This window comes from Thermosynechococcus sp. FA-CM-4201 (assembly GCF_054689355.1).
In genome coordinates this window covers 475,051-494,286 of the sequence record NZ_CP079920.1, presented here as the reverse complement: position 1 = coordinate 494,286, position 19,236 = coordinate 475,051, and the positions used below count along the sequence as shown (strand labels likewise).

Sequence of the window (19,236 nt, the reverse complement as noted above, 5' to 3'; positions counted from 1 at the left end):
TTATCGTACTGTGTGGCTGCACTCTATCCTCAGCCTCAAATTTATTCATATTTCTTGACTGCGTACCTGTGCCTGTAACACTCTCTGCTCCCCCCATCCGTCCTGCTTGGCATGGCCTGATTCACGCCTACGGCGACTTTTTGCCCGTGAGCGATCGCACCCCAGTGGTTACGCTCTATGAAGGCAATACACCACTGATTCCCGTGCCTCAAATTGCTGCACGGATTGGCCGCAATGTCTCGGTTTATGTCAAGTATGATGGCCTCAACCCGACAGGGAGCTTCAAAGATCGCGGCATGACGATGGCCATTTCCAAGGCGAAGGAAGCGGGAGCCGAAGCCGTGATCTGCGCTAGCACAGGCAATACCTCAGCCGCTGCTGCCGCCTATGCTCGACGAGCCGGCCTGCGCGCCTATGTCTTGGTACCCGAAGGCTATGTTGCCCAAGGGAAACTCGCCCAAGCCCTCCTCTACGGCGCTGAAGTCATTGCCATTGAGGGCAACTTTGATAAAGCCCTAGAGATTGTGCGCCTAATGGCGGAAACCTACCCCGTGACGCTGGTCAATTCCGTCAATCCCTATCGGCTGGAAGGACAGAAAACAGCCGCCTTTGAGGTGGTGGATAGCTTGGGCAATGCCCCCGATTGGCTGTGTATTCCCATGGGTAATGCGGGAAACATTACTGCCTACTGGATGGGCTTTTGCCAGTATCGTGAGCAAAATCGTTGCGATCGCCTGCCGCGCATGATGGGCTTTCAAGCGGCGGGTTCTGCTCCCCTTGTCAAGGGCGAGGTTGTCACCCATCCAGAAACGATTGCGACGGCGATTCGTATTGGTAATCCTGCCAACTGGCAACGGGCGATCGCCGTCAAAGAAGCCAGCCAAGGTGCCTTTAATGCCGTTACCGATGAGGAAATCCTGAATGCCTATTGTCTGCTGGCCTCTGAGGAAGGTATCTTCTGTGAACCGGCGAGTGCGGCTTCTGTGGCGGGCCTCTTGAAATTGGCCGATCAGGTGCCCAGTGGTGCCACGGTGGTTTGTGTGCTGACGGGCAATGGTCTCAAGGATCCAGAAACGGCGCTCAAGCAGGAGAGCGATCGCTTCCACCGCCACATCGAACCCACTGAGCAAACTGTGGCCAAGGTCATGGGCTTTTAGAAACCGCGCTCCGCTCGCATCAGGTGGCGACTTGCCTTCAACAGTTGTACTGCGGCTCGATTGGTGGCTAAGTTGGCAACATTGGCGGTGGTGGGTGCCGGTGCTGTCAAGCTGGCAGGTTGGGCTAACTGCTGAGCACGGCTAAACAGATCGCGCACGGTGGGATTGCCCCCCCGAAAGTAGGCCATTTCTGCTTCGGTGCGGGTCAACTCACGACTCACTTGAAAAGGCGCATCAAAGTAACTGCGGGAGAGATCCGCTTGACCCGTGCGAGCCTCACCGAGGTTACGAGCGGCTTCATAAATGCGGGTGGCTGCTTTGGCAGTTTCCTTGGCTTGGAAGTAGTTGCCGTTTTGCTGAAGTTGCTGGGCTGAGGCCAGTAGGCGATCGCCCAAGCTCAACAGACTGGCATCTACCCCACTCATGGACTTTGCCCGCATCCCCTCATATTGTGCCTTGGCGAGGTCTCGAAACGCACTCCGCGCCTCCCGTTCCACAGAGCTAGGTGAAGGAGAGCCGGGACGAGCCATTGCGGTTGGAGCGATCGCCAGCGGTAGGAGAATTGCTGCAACAGTGGTTGCCACAAGAGGTTGCCATCGTAGAGTCATCATCCTATCCTCCAATTCAACTTGAGTCAGCACATCTGGCGCTTGGAGCAGTGGTCTGTGCCAGATACAGGTTGAGAATATCAAGTGAAAGTGACGTAAAAGTGACAGCGGATCCTAGGGAGCAAGGGGCAATCTGACGGTAAAGGTAGAACCTTGATTCTCTTGGCTGTAAACTGTGATGCTGCCCCGGTGGAGATGGACGATTTGGCGCACAATCGCTAGTCCTAGTCCTGAACCGCTAATGCCCTGTTGCCGCACCCGCTCGTCACGATAGAAATAATCAAAAATATGGGGCAGAGCCGCCTCACTAATTCCCATTCCTGTATCGCTGACGTGAATCACTGCTGAGCTTCCCTGCGGTTCTAACTGGAGAGTAATCGTGCCTCCCTTAGGCGTATAGCGATCGGCATTGGTGAGCAAATTGAGCACCACTTGCTTGAGCATCTCGCGATCGCCCTGAATAACTAGAGGAACTGATGGCACTTCGAGATAAAAGTGATGAGTAGCTGTGCTTGTTTCCTGCCATTCTTGGGTGACTTGCTCGATGAAGGGCACTAAATCAAAGGATGTGGCAAAGTCTGGGGGAGATACCCCCTCATAGCGAGCCAGAAAGAGCAAATCATTTACCAGTTGTCCCATGGACTTCGCCAGCGTGGCCACTTTTTCTAGCCGAGGTAGGGATTGCTCAGGGGCTTGTCGAGCCAGTAGGAGTCCCACTTGGGCATGGCTGAGAATCGCTGCAATGGGTGCTCGCAGTTCGTGGGAAGCATTGGCCGTAAATCGAGCTAGGCGATCGCAGGCGGCCTCAAGACGCTGTCCCCGCAGATCCACTTCCTGATAGAGTTGGCGAAACCAATGAATCGCTAAGCCACTACTGCCTAACCCCACCACCACGGCCAATAGGAGCACAACGGTATTGATCTGCCGCAGCGCCTCTAAATGTTGTTGGCGATCGGCCAAAAGGCGATCCTCTTCGCTCATGAAGGCGTTAATGGCAGCACGGGAACGATCCATTGCCTGTTTTGCTTGCTCCAACTGCCGATAAAAGTAGAGTCGTTGCTCCGTCTCTGCCAGAGAAAGGTTGGGGGCGTCCTCCAGTTGCTGTGCTAACAAGTGAAAGGTCTCTTCTACTAAGGATTTGAGGTGCCGAAAGTGATCTAACTGGTGGGGGTTATCGCTAATTAGTACCTCTAAATTCTCAAGGGTTAAGGGCAATTGGGCGGCGGCAGTGTAGTAGGGCTCGAGAAAGCCCACCTGTTGCGTGAGATGATAGCCGCGCACACCTGTTTCAGCATCAATGAGGTGATTCAATAGCTCCCGTCCCTCAAGCTGCACCCGTTGCGTATGGCGCACCCAGCCTTCGTAGTCGGCAATGCTAGCACTGAGCCAAATCAACACCCCCACAGTACTCAAGAGACAGCACACAGGTAGGGCAATGATGACAATGCCCCGTTGGGTGGGGGGCAGTCGCTGCCATCCTTGAACCTTTAGGCATAATCCCTTCAGCATCGTTCTAGGCACTGGCTTGTAGGCGGTAGCCCATACCGTAGATGGTCTCTAGCCAATCGGCACACCCCAGCTCCCCTAGGCGCAGGCGCAAGCGGCGAATTTGGGTACTGACGGCATTACTTTCTGGTTGATTGTCCCACTCCCAAAGGTTCAGTTCCAGTTGTTCGCGACTAATGACTTGCCCCGGATGGCGCAGAAAAAACTCCAAAAACTGGTATTCCCGTGTGGAGAGCACGATCGCGCGATCGCCCCGTTGGAGTGTCATTGAGGGCAAATCTAAGACTAAATCTTGCAGATGCAATTGATCGCCTAGCCATTGGGGCGATCGCCGGCCAAGGGCACGCACCCGCGCCAACAGTTCCATCACATCCACGGGCTTGATCAAATAGTCATCGGCACCCGCATCTAGCCCCATCACTTTGTCAGCAGTGGTATCCTTGGCAGTGAGCAACAGTATGGGTGTGCTCTTCCCCTGTTGACGGTACTGGCTACACAGTTCGAGGCCACTGACTTTCGGTAGCATCCAGTCCAAAATCAGCAAGTCATAGGTTTTTTCCTGCATCAGCCATTGGGCTGTTTGCCCCTCCTGAACCCCATCCACCAGATGCCCCACGTGGGAGAGGGCAGTGCTCAGCGGCTCTAGTTGCTCTGGATCATCTTCTACGAGGAGAATGCGCATCCAACCAAACCCTGAGTCAACCTAGAGACACTACTCTAATAATTTTAGTTCTTGGCCTTTGTTGAATAGCCGCAACACCAGTTTCTCTAGCTCCACCCACACAAAGACAAGCATACTAAAGCCAATACACACGGCTAGCTCAGTCCCCGAGAGCAGGTAGGTGCCAAAGAACCGTCGCAGGGGGGAGACGTAGATCAGCAGGAGTTGCAGAATCGTTGTCAGGATGACTGATCCCCAAACAAAGAGGTTGGAGGTGGGGCTCATTTCAATCGTCAGCCGTGTACTTGAACGAGCGGCTAGGGCATGACCCATTTGAGCGAGACAGAGGGTGGTGAACACCATGGTTGTCCAACGTCTGGGATCGAGTCCTCCTTCGAGATGTTCAGGGGTGTAGCTGTAGGCCCATACCATCAGGGAAATGCCGACGATCGCCAAGATCAAACCAACACGAATCATATAGGAACCCAAGCCACGGCCAAAAATACTCTCATTCGGCTTAATGGGAGGACGCTTCATGACATCGGGATCCCCCGGTTCAACAGCAAGGGCAAGGGCAGGTAGGCCATCGGTGACCAAGTTCATCCAGAGAATTTGCAGGGGCGTCAGAGGAACCCCTCCTAGTCCCAGTAGGGGTGAGCAGGCGATCGTGATTACTTCACCAATGTTGGAACCCAGAATATACCTAATGAAGCGGCGAATATTGCTGTAAATCACTCGCCCTTCCTCAGTAGCGGCCACAATGGTGGCAAAGTTATCATCCAAGAGCACCATATCGCTGGCTTCCTTGGTGACATCCGTACCCGTAATCCCCATCGCTACGCCAATATCCGCTTGTTTGAGAGCCGGGGCATCATTCACACCATCCCCAGTCATGGCCACAATTTCACCGTGACGTTGCAGCGATTTGACAATCCGCAGTTTATGTTCCGGTGAGACCCGGGCATAGACACTGACAGTGGGGGTGGCAGCATCCAATTCCTCGGTACTGAGTTTTTCAATGTCCCGACCCGTAAGGGCGCGATCGCCCCACTCACAGATGCCGATTTGACTGGCGATCGCCTGGGCAGTCAGTTGATAATCTCCCGTAATCATAATCGGGCGAATCCCAGCAGTGCGACAGGTGGCGACGGCCTCCAGTACCTCCGGGCGAGGGGGATCAAGAATGCCCACTAGCCCCAACCAGATCAAATCCTGCTCACTGGTGTCTACACTCTCCGCTGGCGGCAGCGCTGACCAGTAGCGATGGGCAATGCCCAAGACCCGCAGACCTTGAGCAGCAAAGCGATCGTTTTGAGAGAGAATCTCTTGGCGATCGGCCAGTGTTAGGGGTTGAATGTCGTGACCCACCTGCTGCCATTGACAGCGTTCCAAGGTCAGTTCGGGTGACCCTTTGGTAATCATCCAGTAGGGTTCCTTGGCGGGAATTTCAGGAACGGACTCACTGCGGTAGAACGTACTCATCCGCTTGCGATCGGCATCAAAGGGAAACTCCGCGACCCGCTCCGCCGTTTCCTGCAACGCTTTCAGATCAATGCCCCCCTTAACGGCCAAAGGTAAGAGAGAGCCTTCGGTGGGGTCGCCGAGAATCACCCACTCCGCTGCGTGTTGTTTGAGCAGGGCATCATTACACAGTGCCCCGGCCAGTAGGAGTAGGTGGCGTTCGTACAATGCTGAGGCATCGTCGGTATTGGCGTCGTAAAAGTCGCCCTTGGGTTCATAGCCATTACCGCTCACCTTGGCGCGATAGGCGGTTGTGGCGATCGCCTGCACCACCATTTTGTTTTGGGTGAGGGTACCCGTTTTATCTGAGCAAATGGTTGTCACACTCCCCAGCGTCTCCACTGCCGGCAGCCGACGAATCAGGGCATGGCGTTTCACCATCCGTTGCGTTCCCAATGCAAGGGTGACGGTAATCACGGCGGGCAAGCCTTCGGGAACCACGGCCACCGCCATACTGAGAGAGACTTCAATGAGATGCTGCAGGAGTGAGGGATCGTAGAGACCCCCAGCAATCACGACAATGCTCACCAGCACCAAGGCAATAGCAACTAGGCGATTTCCCAGCTCGGTCATCCGTTTTTGCAGGGGTGTGGGTTCCTGCTCGACCCCTTGCAGGGCAGCGGCAATTTTCCCCAGTTCGGTGTCCATGCCGATCGCGGTGACGATGGCGGCTCCTCGTCCTTGGTTGACTTCTGTGCCCGCAAAGACCAGATTGGCGCGATCGCCCACTTCCGTATCAATGGGCAAGATTTTCACGGCATTTTTACTGGCGGCTTCTGCTTCACCCGTAAGAGCTGATTCTCGGATTTGCAGGTTGACGGCTTCTAGGAGGCGACCATCGGCAGCCACTTTTACCCCCGCTTCCAAAAAGAAAATGTCGCCGACAACCAGTTCAGGGGAATCAATTTCCATGACCTTGCCCTCGCGCAGGACACGCACCTTGGGAGCCGCCATATTTTTCAAGGCTGCCAGCGCCTCTTCAGCACGGGATTCTTGAACATAGCCCAAAATGGCATTGAGAATCACCACCACCAGAATTGCAGTTGCGTCCTTGGGGAAGGGAATGGTGTTTTCTTCGAGGGATTCGAGAATTTCCAATGTGCCAGAGATGAAGGCCACCACTAGCAGCATGATCAGCATGACATTGCGAAACTGATCAATGAAAATCTGCCAGCGGGGACGGCGGCCATTGTCAACCAGTTCATTGCGGCCATATTGGGCTTGTCGCCGTTGCACTTCTGCAAAACTTAGCCCCTGTTGGCGATCGCTGCCAAGGCGGCTAATGACTTCATCAGCACTCAGAGCATGCCAAACTGATTCACGATCCATGTGGGAGGAGGCATTGGAGGAGGTCATGGCAAATGGGGAGATGAACTGTTTTTATTCTTTCTTTATCTTCGTCTATTTTGCTGGGAGCATACCAAACCGCTGCCAATAGTCCTCATAGCGCGCCATCAGCGTCAGAGATGGCTCAGGCTGTGTCCAAAACTCTACGAGGGTGTGTCCCGTTGCCCAAGTGTCTTGATCTAAAGGGCTACGACGTTGTAGCAGCAAGGGAGCCAAGGCTTTCAGATCAAAGGGGCGCGTTGGTACCTCTATGCGATCGCTGGCATTTTGCAACAGTGTGTAGAGTTCATAGGCCAGTTGCAATTTACAAAGAATCACTGGCAGGTGTTCTAGGGGCAGTTGTTCAGCGAGGAGCCATGCGGCGGCGGGAGACCCCGTGAGCATGGTCGAAAGAAACTGGAGCACTGGTCGCTTGAGCAAATCGGTAATGCCCTGACTGGTGGTGATGCGGTGGCAATAGGTGTCAATAAGGCGAGAAGCGGTGTGGAGCCGTGTCTGGCGATCGCTAAGCCAGCGAGCCATGCGGATCTGCTTGGCAGGGGCAATTAAATTCACCAAAGTATCACTGAGGGCATCGAGTCCCCAAGCCATGCGTTCTTCAGTACTGTTGACAATGGGCAGAATGTGGGGGGTATAGACGGCCAACTGTTCTTGGCGATAGGCTACCGCCTCGCGAATACTCACTTCCTTGGGACGGCTACCCCGTTGCCAGTCGTAGGGCGGCTCCCATTCCCGCAGGGGGCGCAGCCGATCCACTTGGGTGACCGCCACCACAATCGGCAACTCTCTCACCTGTTGACGAATCAGTTGCAGGGCGGTGATGTCCGGGGCGAGGGCAGGATCCAGCGCTGGCGTCAGCAGCAATACCACATCCATACGCGGCAGTAATTCCCGCAGGCGAGCTTGAATATCGGCACCGCGAATATCCTCGTAGCCGGGGGTATCCCATAGGGTCAAGTCTTCCTGCCAACGGTATTGCTGGATCTCGTTTGTGTTGGGCAAGGGGGAAACACGGGTGGTGGGGGCAGCAAATAAACTATTGATCAGGCTACTTTTGCCTGCCCCGGTGCGACCCACGAGAAAGACATTCACAGGCTCAGTTTCGGCACGGGCAAGGGGCAGACTCTGTTCTAGAATTTCCTGTAATGTCCCTGTATCTGTGCGCGGGGTGGGGGTGGGCAATTCCAGTTGGGTGAGGCTACCGCTATAAAGGGCGATCGCTCGCAATCCCAAGGCCTTGAGCACCTGTTCCCGCAGGGTGAGTCCCAAGTTGGCAATCAGGGCTTGATTGGCCTTCTGCTGCTGCTCTTGAGTAAACGTTTTGGCGATCGCCACACTTGGATTGAGGAGCCACTGTGCCCAATTCCAAGTGGTAAAGCCCCAACGGGCAAGGGGCGCCACCTGCCGCGAGAGTTCATAGGCGCGCACTGCCTGCCCCACAGTTACCCGCGACAAAATTGGGTTGAGGGTTTCCAGCCAGCGATCCACATCATCAATCGTGTCCCGCAGCAGGCGGTAGGCTTGGGGCACATAGATTTGGAGCAGGGGACGCTGAGCATTGGGATAATAGACTTTGGCAATCTCACTGACAAGGGTTTGTGCCCGCTGCCAAAAGAGTGGCCAATTTTCCCAAGGGGGCGGGTCTTGACGACTCTGTTCAAGGGTGTGTTGGAGAATCTTCAGGGCGCGTTGATCCGTTTCTGAATCACTGCTCCTCGGCAAATCAAAGGGACGAGAATCAATGTCTGTCGGCTGACCCTTGAGCCAATGGGCAACTCCCCACCGCCACAACAGCAGAATCACGACCACCACAGCCCAGACCCAACTCAGTCCCCAAGCATGAATTTGGATCGAGGCGGCGGTGAGGATAAAGCTGGCGATCGCCACCAGTGGCAGGACAAAAAGAACCCACTGCCACCAAGAGGGCTGCATCGGCTAGGTGGTCACCAAGGACTCAAAGGGAATGCGATGGGCGTGCCCCCAAAAGGCCTCAAGGTTGTAGTATTGACGTTCCTTGGGCAACTGCACATGGACAATGACATCGCCGTAGTCCATCAGCACCCATGAACATTCCGCTTGGCCTTCAATATGTTGGGGTTGGCGTTGGCAATGTTCGAGAGCCGCCTCCTCAATCCCTTGGTAAATGGCGCGCACTTGGGTTTTTGAGAGTCCCGTAATGATCACAAAGTAATCGCTGAGGTAGGACACGCCACTCACATCCAAAAGGCAGATATCCACTCCCTTGCGATCGTCGGCGGCATAGGCTGCGGTCCATGCTAGTTTAAGGCTAGGGTCAGTAATTGCGGCTACCCGTTGCATCGGTTGAATAGTCAGGCTGCTCTCTCCTAAACGCACTCCTTTATCCTTTGATTTTACCCATTGGTTTAGGGAGGCGCAGGACAAATTTGTTACAAAACCTTACAAGTATTGCCCCCCACTGGCTGTGGTATCCCCACAAGGGACAATGGCACACTGCTACCGCCAGACTCCGCGAGCAATTAGCCAACTATCAAGAGCAACTCCAAGAGCGGCAGCCCACTCTCCTTGTGTTGGCCGAACCCGATCCCCTCTCCTTCCTCAGTAGTTTTCTCGCAGCGCTCTCCACAGGGACGCCCCTATTGCTGGCCAATCCCCAATGGCAGTCCCAAGAGTGGCAGCAGGTGGCAGCAATCCTACCCCAGAATTTTATGGCTTGGGGAACGGTGCCCCCCCTCGACCCCCAAGGCTCTGAAGAACTATTGCCCCAGGGTTGGATTCTGATTCCCACTGGCGGCACTCAAGGGCGGTTGCGTTGGGCGATTCACACGGTGGCGACCCTTCAAGCGGCGGTGATGGGGCTACAACGCCATTTACAACAAGGGGCGATTCACTGTCTCAGTATTTTGCCCTTATACCATGTCAGTGGCCTGATGCCCGTGGTGCGATCGCTCTGGAGTGGCGGAGAACTCTATCTCGCGAGCCATTTACGGGACTTACGGCAAACAGCCCCGCCCGCCAATTGTGATCTGTGGCTGTCTCTAGTGCCTCGGCAACTGCAACAGGTGCTTACAGAGCCACTACCGTGGTTAGGGGAGTTAAGGGGGATTTTTATTGGCGGTGGCCCCACCTGGTCACAACTGTTAGCGGCAGCAGCAACCCAGCGATTGCCTCTGTGTCTCAGTTATGGCATGACAGAAACTGCTGGCATGATCTGTGCCCAGCGACAGGGGGACTTTTTGGCGGGCGATCGCTCCTGTGGTCAAGTCTTACCCCATGCCCAGATTGCTTTAACCCCTACGGGCGAAATTCAGATTCAGGCGGCCTCCCTTGCCCTTGGCTATTACCCTGAGTTATTCCATGAAGAGAGATTCCAAACGGACGATCGCGCTCAATGGCGGGGCGATCGCCTCTACATCTTGGGACGCACCAGCCGCAAAATCATCAGTGGCGGCGAGAATATCTACCCCGAAGAGTTAGAAGCCTTACTCCTTGACAGTGGCCTTGTCCAAGACATCTATATTTATGGCGCACCCGACCCCCTGTGGGGCGAACAAGTGACTGCCCTCTATGTGGGAGATGCCTCCCCTGAGGAACTCAGCATATGGCTCAAACAGCGGTGCAGTGCCTACAAATGCCCCAAGCAATGGATTTCCATGCCCCAAATTCCCCGCACGCCCCAAGGAAAAGTGCGATTATCCTCGATTGAGACCTAGCCACCAAGAAAGCTAATCCTTATCCCCATACTCAGCAAGGATTTCGAGGGCATAGGTAGGAGTATTCGGGTTCCCCGCTACTGCTGCGCGAACATTTCTATCCTTATCCTCAGCAAGGGTTTCGAGGGCAGAGACAGGAGTCTTCGGGTTCCCCGCTACTGCTTCTCGAACACACCTATACCCATCCTCAGCAAGGATTTCGAGGGCAGAGACAGGGGTATTCGGGTTCCTCGCTACTTCTTTGCGAACATCGCTATCCTCATCCTCAGCAAGGGTTTCCAAAACAGAAGCAGGAGTATTCGGGTTCCTCGCTACTTCTTTGCGAACATCGCTATCCTCATCCTCAGCAAGGGTTTCCAAAACAGAAGCAGGAGTATTCGGGTTCCCCACTACCGCTGTGCGGATATACCAATTCTCATCCTCAGCAAGGGTTTCCAAAACAGAAGCAGGAGTATTCGGGTTCTCCACTACCGCTGTGCGAACATCACTACAAAAATGGCTAGCTAGCTCTGCTAGTCGGGTAGTAGGGGTGTCGTTGCTCTTAGCCTCCTCAATCAAAAAAACAATTTCAGGTCTTTTTGCTACTGCTGCCCGAACATCGCCATCCTCATCCTCAGCAAGGGTTTTGAGGGCAGAGACAGGGGTATTGGGATTTTCCGCTACTGCTGCCCGAACATCGCTATCCTCATCCTCAGCAAGAGTTTCCAAAATATAAGCGGGGGTATTGGAGTTCCTCGCTACTGCTTCACGAATATTCCAATCCTCATCCTTCGCAAGGGCTTGGAGAAGAGAAACGGGTGTATTGACGTTCTTCGCTACCACCTCGCGAACACTATGACTCTTTTCATCCTCATACCAACCTTCATCATCTAAAATCTCTTCATCCTCATCCTCAAAAGTTACCAAAACAGAAGCAGGAGTATTCGGGTTTTCCGCTACCATTTTGCGAACATCGCTATCCTCATCTTCAGCAAGGGTTTCGAGGAGGGAGACAGGGGTATTCGGGTGCCCCGCTACCATTTTGCGAACCTTCCAATCCTCATCCTCAGCAAGAGTTTCCAAAATATAAGCAGGGGTATTGGGGTTCCCCGCTACCGTTTTGCGAACATCGCTATCCTCATCCTCAGCGAGAGTTTCCAAAATATAAGCAGGGGTATTCAGGTTCTCTGCTACCGTTTTGCGAACCTTCCAATTCTTATCCTCAGCAAGGGTTTCGAGGAGTGAGATAGGAAGACTCAAATTCCCCGCTACTGCCGCGCGAACGCTATTACGCCTATCCTCAGCTAGGGTTTCGAGGAGTGAGACAGGGGTACTCAGGTTCCCCGCTACTGCTTCGCAGATCTTCCAATTCTCATCCTCAGCAAGGGTTTCCAAAATATGATCAGGGGTATTCGGGTGCCCCGCTACTGCTTCGCAAACCTTCCAATTCTCATCCTCAGCAAGAGTTTCCAAAATATAAGCAGGGGTATTCAGGTTCTCCGCTACCGTTTTGCGAACATCGCTATCCTCATCCTCAGCAAGAGTTTCCAAAATATGAGCAGGAGTATTGGGGTGCCGCGCTACCGTTTTGCGAACATCGCTATCCTCATCCTCAGCAAGGGTTTCCAAAATATAGGCAGGGGTATTGGGGGTTACCGCTATCGTTTTGCGAACATCGCTATCTTCATCCTCAGTAAGAGTTTCCAAAATATAAGCAGGAGTATTCGGGTGCCCCGCTACCGTTTTGCGAACATCGCTATCTTCATCCTCAGCAAGGGTTTCCAAAATATAGGCAGGGGTATTGGTGGTTACCGCTATCGTTTTGCGAACATCGCTATCTTCATCCTCAGCAAGAGTTTCCAGAATATAAGCAGGGGTATTGGGGGTTACCGCTATCGTTTTGCGAACATCGCTATCTTCATCCTCAGTAAGAGTTTCCAAAATATAAGCAGGAGTATTCGGGTTTCCCGCTACTGCGTCGCGAACCTTCCAATTCTCATCCTCAGCAAGGGTTTCCAAAATATAAGCAGGGGTATTGGGGTTCCCCGCTACTGCTTCGCGAACCTTCCAATTCTCATCCTCAGCAAGGGTTTTGAGGGCAGAGGCAGGAGTATTCGAGTTGCCTGCTACCGCGGCGCGAACGTCGCTATCCTCATCTTCAGCAAGGGTTTCGAGGAATTCAGGAGGAATCGTTTTTGCCTCAGCCGCTTTCTGTCTCACTGTCCAGTCACGGTGGACTGCAACTGTAAATGCCCAAGTGGGTGGCTCTGTCAATTCCAATAGTTGTATCAGTGTTTCATCGCTGAGTTGCTTGAGATGAGGATCTTGCAACACCAAAACTTCAAAAACTGCGTTGCTAGCTAAAGCTTGCGCAAATTCCTGACCCAGTTGATCCAATGTCGCCAGATCAGTTTGGGGATTCATTGCGAGCTTACAGCGAACATTAGCATCGGGATGATTGACCAAAGCTTTTAGGAGATCGATGGGAGCACCGTAGTTCTGAGCAATGGCTTCTGCAAGTTTGGAGTTGGTCAGTGCTCCGGGCAGCCAAGCCTCTAGCACCTCAGCAGGGGTATTGCCATTGGCAGCAACCGCAAGGCGTACTTTTTCATCGGGGTCATTGGCCAACATCCGCAAAATGTTTGCTGAAGTAGTAGCAGATTGCGCTACTTGCCGACGCACACAAGGGTCAGGATCCTGAGCTGCGGCAATCATCGAATCTGTCTCAGGTTGATTAGTAGCCATCACGTATAAAGTGAGTTGTGTGTAAACAACGTAATTTGTAACAGGCTTAAAATCTTACATATAATGTTAGCACAAATTAAACCTTGAATGGCGGGGTGGTACCTCTAGATCGGCGGCTCACCCAAACAAGTGACTGCCCTCTATGTGGGAGATACCTCCCCTGAGGAACTCAGCAGATGGCTCAAACAGCGGTGCAGTGCCTACAAATGCCCCAAGCAATGGATTTCTGTGCCCCAAATTCCCCGCACGCCCCAAGGAAAGGTGCGACTATCCTCGATCATGAAGGCGCTTTGAGGTTTTGTGGGTAGTGCTTGGCGATAACTAACTCGACGATCCTAAAATACGGAAAAACTAGCGTTCCTAGCCATATCCAACAATGTCCCAGCAGCCACCGAATCCAACTCATCAAACCTCTCCTCGTGCATGGGCGACATTTATTAAACTCAATCGTGTCTCCCAAGGAAACTACAGAAACTTAGTAGGAGATTACCAACATCTGGCCAAGTGGCACGCCCGATTCCGACTTGCCAAGAGTTTCCAAGGATTAAATCTCAGCAATAGTTACGCACAAGGTACTGCACAAATCTACTCATCCTTTACGCGGGTATTTTTTACCTACACAGCTTTTGAAGTCTATTGCTCAGCGCTTGGGTTGAACGCAAGTCGTGAATCACAAATTGACTCATTGCTAGATACGCGTGAGCAGCAGAAAATTATCAGCAGAATCAGACAAATTGACCCTAGAAATAAGCTAATTGACTATCTACTCTGCTATATCCGTCCAGGGCTACGACAGCAGTTAGAGGACTTCAAAAACGGTCAAGAAGTCAATGTAACTTGTCTTGCCAAAAGCATACGCCATATTTTTGCCCATGGAAAAATTGCAGCCCATTCCCCCGGACTGTCATCCGATAAAATCAACACAATTTGTACACTCACTTCTGATTTTCTTTTGGAAACAATGGACAACGACTTTGAGAAGCGAGTCAATGAGGCTGTAATCAGTCTGACGAATAGCACCCCTTAACCTAAATTTCGATTCTCATCAATAAGCACCTACAACTTCAGGTAAATGATTGATGCTTAGAATTATTAGTGTCTTGGTAACAGATGATACTCTTAGCGTTGATCTAGAGGATGGGCGAACGATCGCGGTGCCGATCGCGTGGTATCCACGTTTGGCCTATGCCACCACAGAAGAACGTAGCCACTTTCAAATTAGTGGTGCAGGTTATGGCATTTATTGGCCAGATCTCGACGAAGATATTGGTGTTGAGGGGTTGTTGCTCGGCAAAAAATCAACTGAAAGCCCCCGATCGTTTCAACGCTGGCTAGCGCAGCGGACGCAAAAATAAACGGGCAGGGATGCCCTACAAAATAGGCACGATCTCCTGCCCAAGGGGCTTGGTACTAGCCAACCACAGAAGCGGTGCTGCGACGCCGCCGAATTCCTGTGGTCACAGTGGGGGTGACTTCAATGGGTTGCAGGAGCAATAGGACTGAGGCATTGCCCTGAAGTTCACGGCGCACCAGTCGCACCAGTTCCCGTTCAATGTGGGCTTTCACCCCTGCCCAATCTATATCGCCGTTGCGGGCATATTCACTCCAGCGATCGCTCAAAGCGGTTTCGACCGTGGCATGTACCCAAGCCTGCCAAGCCTGTGGCTCAATCGCTGTAACCACGCCCCGTAGGTGGACTTCAGGAGTGGCCTTGAGGCTGCCATCAGTACCCACCGCCACCGCCACGGTGATAATGCCTTCCTCGGCCAGTTGTTGCCGCTCTTGCAGCACATGGGCTTTGACAATGCCACCGCGATCCAGTAGCTCAATGCCAGCGGGCACCTTATCTACGACACGAATCGAGTCACGGGTGAGTTCCACCACATCGCCGTTGTCAATAATCACCATATTCTCAGGGGGAATGCCCATGCTCTGAGCCGTTTGGGCGTGTTTCACCAACATGCGGTGCTCGCCATGCACGGGTAAAAAGAACTTCGGCTTCGTCAAGGCCAGCATCAGCTTTTGATCCTCTTGGCAGGCATGGCCAGAGACGTGAATGCCCTGTTCGCGACCGTAGATGACTTTGGCGCCTTGCATCATCAGGCGATCGATCATGTTGACCACGGCAATCGTGTTCCCCGGAATGGGGTGAGCCGAGAGAATCACCGTATCGCCGGGGCGAATTTTAATTTTGTTGTGTTCTCCTTTGGAAATCCGCGTCAGGGCAGATAGGGGTTCCCCTTGGGAGCCAGTGGTCAGGTACATCACCTGATGATCCGGGTACTTGTGCATCATGTGTAGCGGCACAAAGAGATCATCGGGGCAGCGAATGTAGCCCAACTGCCGTGCATGGGCAATGACATTGAGCATCGATCGCCCCAAGACCGAAACCACGCGGCCATGCTTTTGCGCCAATTCCAAGGCCATACTGAGGCGATGTACCGAAGAGGCAAAGGTGGTAAAAATAATCCGCCCCTCTGCTTGGCTAAAGGCACGATCCAAGTTGGGAAAGACTGATCGCTCCGAGGGGGTGTGGCCGGGGACTTCCGAGTTGGTGGAGTCACTAATGAGACAGAGAACCCCCTTCTCCCCATGCTCCGCGAGCCGCTGAATGTCAAAGCACTCGCCATCAACGGGGGTAAAGTCAAACTTGAAATCCCCCGTGTGGATAATCACGCCAATGGGGGTATGAATCGCCACCGAGAAGCTATCGGCAATGGAGTGGGTATTGCGGATATACTCCACAAGGAAATTTTTGCCCAAGCGCACCATGTCCCGAGGCTGTACAGTACGAAGTTCGGTGCGATCGGCAACCCCTGCCTCTTCGAGTTTCCCTTGCAGCAACGCCATGGCAAGGCGAGGGCCATAGATGACGGGAATATCAAACTGCTTGAGGTGAAAGGCAATGCCACCAATGTGATCTTCGTGGCCGTGGGTCACAATCATCCCCTTGATTTTGTCGCGATTTTGCCGCAGGTACGTCATGTCGGGCAAGACGATATTCACCCCGTGCATGCCATCGGTGGGAAAGGCCAGCCCCGCGTCCAGCAAAATAATTTCATCTTGGAATTCAAAAACGCAGGTGTTCTTGCCAATTTCATGCAGCCCACCGAGGGGAATAATTTTTAGGGCAGCAGTTGCAGCGGATTGACTCATAGGTCTCCTTACGATGAAACGAACAAAAAAGGTGCAGCTTGGGAAATGCCCAGCGTTGTCTTAAGACTTCAGTAGGCCAAGATCATCTAAAACCGGCTTCAATTGGCCAATCACCGCGTCACTCGCAGACGTGAGGGGCAGTCGGGGAGCACCCACCGCCCAACCTTGCAGGCTGAGGGCAGCTTTAATCGGAATCGGATTCGTCGTCACAAATAAAACCTTGAACAGTGGTAATAGTTGACAATGAATAGCAGTGGCTTTGGCCGTCTCTCCTTGGACAAAGGCTTGAATCATCTCTTGAATGCGTGAGCCAACAAGGTGACTGGCCACACTGACTACACCATAACCACCAACGGCCAGTAATGGCAACGTTAGGGAATCATCGCCGGAGTAAATGCGAAAGGTCGGCGGTAGGGCAGCACGTAGGGCACTGGCTTGATCAAGGCTGCCGCTGGCTTCTTTGATGGCAACAATGTTCGGGTAGTCAGCAAGGCGGATCACTGTTTCTGGTAGCAGGTTCTGCCCTGTGCGGCCGGGGATGTTGTAGAGCATGAGGGGAAAGTGCGGCACCGCCTTGGCGATCGCCTGAAAATGGGCGTAGAGTCCTTCTTGGGGCGGTTTGTTGTAGTAGGGTACCACCAAGAGGGCACCATCGAGGCCGAGTTCTGCGGCCTTTGCCGTGGCATGAATGGCTTCACGGGTGGAGTTGGAACCCGTCCCTGCAATCACCTTGGCTTTGCCCGCCACAGCCTGCTGTACTGTTTGAAAGAGTTGAAATTCCTCTTCCCAAGTGAGGGTGGGGGATTCGCCTGTGGTGCCGCAAACAACAATACCATCGGAACCATTGGCCACAAGGTGCTGTGCCAGTTCTGCCGCCACATCGTAGGCGATCGCGCCATCGGCTGTAAATGGCGTAATCATGGCGGTAATCACACGTCCAAAGTCAGTCACAGTCCACCCTCAGCCAAGTCCCGTTGCAGTTGCCGAATCGTGACCGCACGGCTATACACCCGCCGGCGATCGCCCAAGGTTTCCAGAATGATTGCCCCGCGTCGCCAGCTTTGGGGCGAGCGATAAATGGTCAAATTCTCTGCGGTTTCAGTCACTTCATAGCCGTTGTCCTTGAGCCATGCTTCTAGTCGGGGCAGTTGCGGCAAGGCGATCGCAAGGACTTGCGTATGATTCCAATAGGCAGCGATCGCTCCCACGACAACCCCCACGGCTAATCCCCAACGGTAGGGCAGGGGAGACAACAGACTCCAGTGGCAAATTTGGCTCAAACTCAAGGCAGTGATGGCAGTGACACAGGCAAAGTAGTAAATAAACACTACCTTCACATCTAAGCCTTCAATGGCGGGGGGGTCAGCGGTTGTGGGAGAGTTGGGCATAGGCACTTAGTTGAGGGCTTGGGCACGCTCGTAGGCCGCTTTTACCGTTTGCATGAGGGTTCCACGCACACCAGCAGCTTCCAGTACTTCGAGACCCGCAATGGTTGTCCCCGCAGGACTGGTGACCGCATCCTTGAGTTGCGCTGGATGCAGCCCGCGCTCATTAAGTAATTGTACTGTGCCTGCTATTGTGCCATAAACGAGTTCCTGTGTCAGCGATCGCGATAAGCCCACCGCCACCCCAGCATCACAGAGCGCTTCGACAATCAAGGCAACAAAGGCAGGGCCAGAGCCAGACAGCGCGGTTACCGCATCCATTTGGCCCTCACTGACAGCCACCACCTGCCCCAGCACCCCTAACAAATTCTTAATCTTGCGAATCTCCAGTTCACTGGCGGCACTATCGCTGGCAAGGGCAATCACGCCGGCACCCACCTGAGCCGGTGTATTCGGCATCGCCCGAAAGATCAACCGCTGGGGAAAGAGTCGCCGCAGCCGCCCACTGTTGATCCCTGCCATGATGGAAAGGGCAACCCCCGTGCCCTGAGCCACCGGCGTATCCGCCAGTTCTGACTCAATATCGGCAAAGACCTGTGGCTTGACCGCCAGTAGAAGCGTTTCGGCTGTGGCCACCTCTAGGTTCGTTGTCACCCTAACCCCATAGGTGTGGGCTAAATACTGTTGCCGTTGGGGCGATCGCGCCGATACCCACACCTGCTCTGGCAAGAGACCATCCGCCAGCAGCCGCGAAAGCATTGCCTCCGCCATGCGGCCACAGCCAATGATCCCAAGAGCAGGCACCCTAGGCACTACGCTGTTGTTGGGCATCCATACCCCAAGCGGGTGGTGGAGCAACGGGTGTGGGGGTTGGGGTGGCAGTTGGACGCACCCCACCAACTTGGGTACTCACTTGGACGCAGCTTGGCGTAAAGAGGAAAATACTCTCGCCAATACGCTCTTGATGGCCATCAATTGTGAACGTGGCACCGGCAACAAAATCCACTGAGCGTTGGGCTTGCTCTGGCTCCATCAAGGTCAGATTTAGCACCACAGACTTCCGCTCTTTAAGAGCCTTGATCACCTCAGGCATTTCACTAAAACTGCGGGGCTGCATCACCAAAACTTCCGCCACTGCCCCCCACCAACGACCGGCATTGGGCATCCCAATCACATTCGAAGGAGCTGAACCTGTCGGCACTGAACCAGTGGCCACTGAGGGAGCCGGACTGGGGTCAAAGTCATGACTCAGGGTTGGCCGCGATGCGGGCAGCGGTTCCACCTCTGGTTCCGTGGTTAGCGTTCGTGCCGTTCCTTGAGGGTATTCCTCATCGTAGATGTCAGTCTCTGGGGTTAGGCCCATGAGGTCACGGAGTTTGCCCAACATAACGACTCACTATTGCTCCTAATAAATGTATTGGTTGTAAGAGTTTTCTGACGTGCCGTAGTTGAGTCACCGCGACAGGTCAGAGGGATAAA

At 53.6% G+C, this 19,236-nt stretch carries 17 protein-coding genes; 5 read left to right on the top strand and 12 right to left on the bottom strand.

The window, feature by feature from the left end:
- Nucleotides 1-68 precede the first annotated feature (68 nt).
- Nucleotides 69-1,157, top strand: coding sequence for a threonine synthase (gene thrC, locus KV190_RS02345; protein WP_460194439.1), 1,089 nt, complete (start codon nucleotides 69-71; stop codon nucleotides 1,155-1,157).
- Here thrC and KV190_RS02340 read toward each other — a convergent pair.
- From KV190_RS02340 to rsfS, 6 genes are all read right to left on the bottom strand, one after another.
- Nucleotides 1,154-1,768 (bottom strand): hypothetical protein, encoded by a 615-nt coding sequence (locus KV190_RS02340; RefSeq protein ID WP_460194438.1) that lies wholly within the window; start codon nucleotides 1,766-1,768, stop codon nucleotides 1,154-1,156. The two genes, thrC and KV190_RS02340, sit on opposite strands and share 4 nt — an antisense overlap.
- Nucleotides 1,769-1,879: 111 nt before the next feature.
- Nucleotides 1,880-3,274: a sensor histidine kinase gene (locus tag KV190_RS02335; RefSeq protein WP_460194437.1), complete on the bottom strand. Its 1,395-nt coding sequence runs from the start codon at nucleotides 3,272-3,274 to the stop codon at nucleotides 1,880-1,882.
- Between the two features lie 4 nt (nucleotides 3,275-3,278).
- A complete protein-coding gene (rppA, locus tag KV190_RS02330; protein ID WP_460194436.1) occupies nucleotides 3,279-3,953 on the bottom strand; it encodes a two-component system response regulator RppA in 675 nt (224 codons plus the stop codon).
- A 30-nt stretch (nucleotides 3,954-3,983) separates the two neighbouring features.
- Complete coding sequence (locus KV190_RS02325) at nucleotides 3,984-6,809, bottom strand: cation-translocating P-type ATPase (protein WP_460194435.1); 2,826 nt, start codon at nucleotides 6,807-6,809, stop codon at nucleotides 3,984-3,986.
- A gap of 45 nt (nucleotides 6,810-6,854) precedes the next feature.
- Complete coding sequence (locus KV190_RS02320) at nucleotides 6,855-8,732, bottom strand: GTPase family protein (protein ID WP_460194434.1); 1,878 nt, start codon at nucleotides 8,730-8,732, stop codon at nucleotides 6,855-6,857.
- Between the two features lie 3 nt (nucleotides 8,733-8,735).
- Nucleotides 8,736-9,155: a ribosome silencing factor gene (gene rsfS / locus KV190_RS02315; RefSeq protein ID WP_460194433.1), complete on the bottom strand. Its 420-nt coding sequence runs from the start codon at nucleotides 9,153-9,155 to the stop codon at nucleotides 8,736-8,738.
- 50 nt (nucleotides 9,156-9,205) lie between these two features.
- On the opposite strand from rsfS, the gene KV190_RS02310 reads away from it, so the two are divergent.
- Nucleotides 9,206-10,492, top strand: coding sequence for an AMP-binding protein (locus tag KV190_RS02310; protein WP_460194432.1), 1,287 nt, complete (start codon nucleotides 9,206-9,208; stop codon nucleotides 10,490-10,492).
- Between the two features lie 12 nt (nucleotides 10,493-10,504).
- Here KV190_RS02310 and KV190_RS02305 read toward each other — a convergent pair whose 3' ends face one another.
- The gene (locus KV190_RS02305; RefSeq protein ID WP_460194431.1) at nucleotides 10,505-13,216 is read right to left on the bottom strand and encodes a variant leucine-rich repeat-containing protein; all 2,712 of its coding nucleotides are present in this window, start codon (nucleotides 13,214-13,216) and stop codon (nucleotides 10,505-10,507) included.
- A 129-nt stretch (nucleotides 13,217-13,345) separates the two neighbouring features.
- Between KV190_RS02305 and KV190_RS02300 the strand changes: the two genes are divergently transcribed.
- The 3 genes from KV190_RS02300 to KV190_RS02290 all read left to right on the top strand — a co-directional run bounded on the left by KV190_RS02300 (nucleotide 13,346) and on the right by KV190_RS02290 (nucleotide 14,571).
- On the top strand, nucleotides 13,346-13,510 hold the full coding sequence (locus KV190_RS02300; protein ID WP_460194430.1) for a hypothetical protein: 165 nt from the start codon (nucleotides 13,346-13,348) through the stop codon (nucleotides 13,508-13,510).
- 82 nt (nucleotides 13,511-13,592) lie between these two features.
- Complete coding sequence (locus tag KV190_RS02295; RefSeq protein ID WP_460194429.1) at nucleotides 13,593-14,243, top strand: hypothetical protein; 651 nt, start codon at nucleotides 13,593-13,595, stop codon at nucleotides 14,241-14,243.
- A gap of 52 nt (nucleotides 14,244-14,295) precedes the next feature.
- Nucleotides 14,296-14,571 (top strand): DUF2442 domain-containing protein, encoded by a 276-nt coding sequence (locus KV190_RS02290; RefSeq protein WP_460194428.1) that lies wholly within the window; start codon nucleotides 14,296-14,298, stop codon nucleotides 14,569-14,571.
- Nucleotides 14,572-14,626: 55 nt separating this feature from the next.
- Here the strand turns inward: KV190_RS02290 and KV190_RS02285 are convergent, their stop codons facing one another.
- The 5 genes from KV190_RS02285 to KV190_RS02265 are packed head-to-tail and all read right to left on the bottom strand — an operon-like array spanning nucleotide 14,627 to nucleotide 19,144.
- A complete protein-coding gene (locus tag KV190_RS02285; protein ID WP_460194427.1) occupies nucleotides 14,627-16,372 on the bottom strand; it encodes a ribonuclease J in 1,746 nt (581 codons plus the stop codon).
- 60 nt (nucleotides 16,373-16,432) lie between these two features.
- Entirely contained in the window at nucleotides 16,433-17,323 is an 891-nt protein-coding gene (gene dapA / locus KV190_RS02280) for a 4-hydroxy-tetrahydrodipicolinate synthase (RefSeq protein ID WP_460194426.1), read from the bottom strand.
- Nucleotides 17,320-17,760, bottom strand: a complete 441-nt coding sequence (locus tag KV190_RS02275) for a hypothetical protein (protein ID WP_460194425.1) — start codon at nucleotides 17,758-17,760, stop codon at nucleotides 17,320-17,322. The genes dapA and KV190_RS02275 overlap by 4 nt, the downstream gene beginning before the upstream one ends.
- Nucleotides 17,761-17,766: 6 nt before the next feature.
- Entirely contained in the window at nucleotides 17,767-18,561 is a 795-nt protein-coding gene (gene proC / locus KV190_RS02270; protein WP_460194424.1) for a pyrroline-5-carboxylate reductase, read from the bottom strand.
- Nucleotide 18,562: 1 nt separating this feature from the next.
- Nucleotides 18,563-19,144, bottom strand: a complete 582-nt coding sequence (locus KV190_RS02265) for a cell division protein SepF (RefSeq protein WP_460194423.1) — start codon at nucleotides 19,142-19,144, stop codon at nucleotides 18,563-18,565.
- Nucleotides 19,145-19,236: the final 92 nt, after the last annotated feature.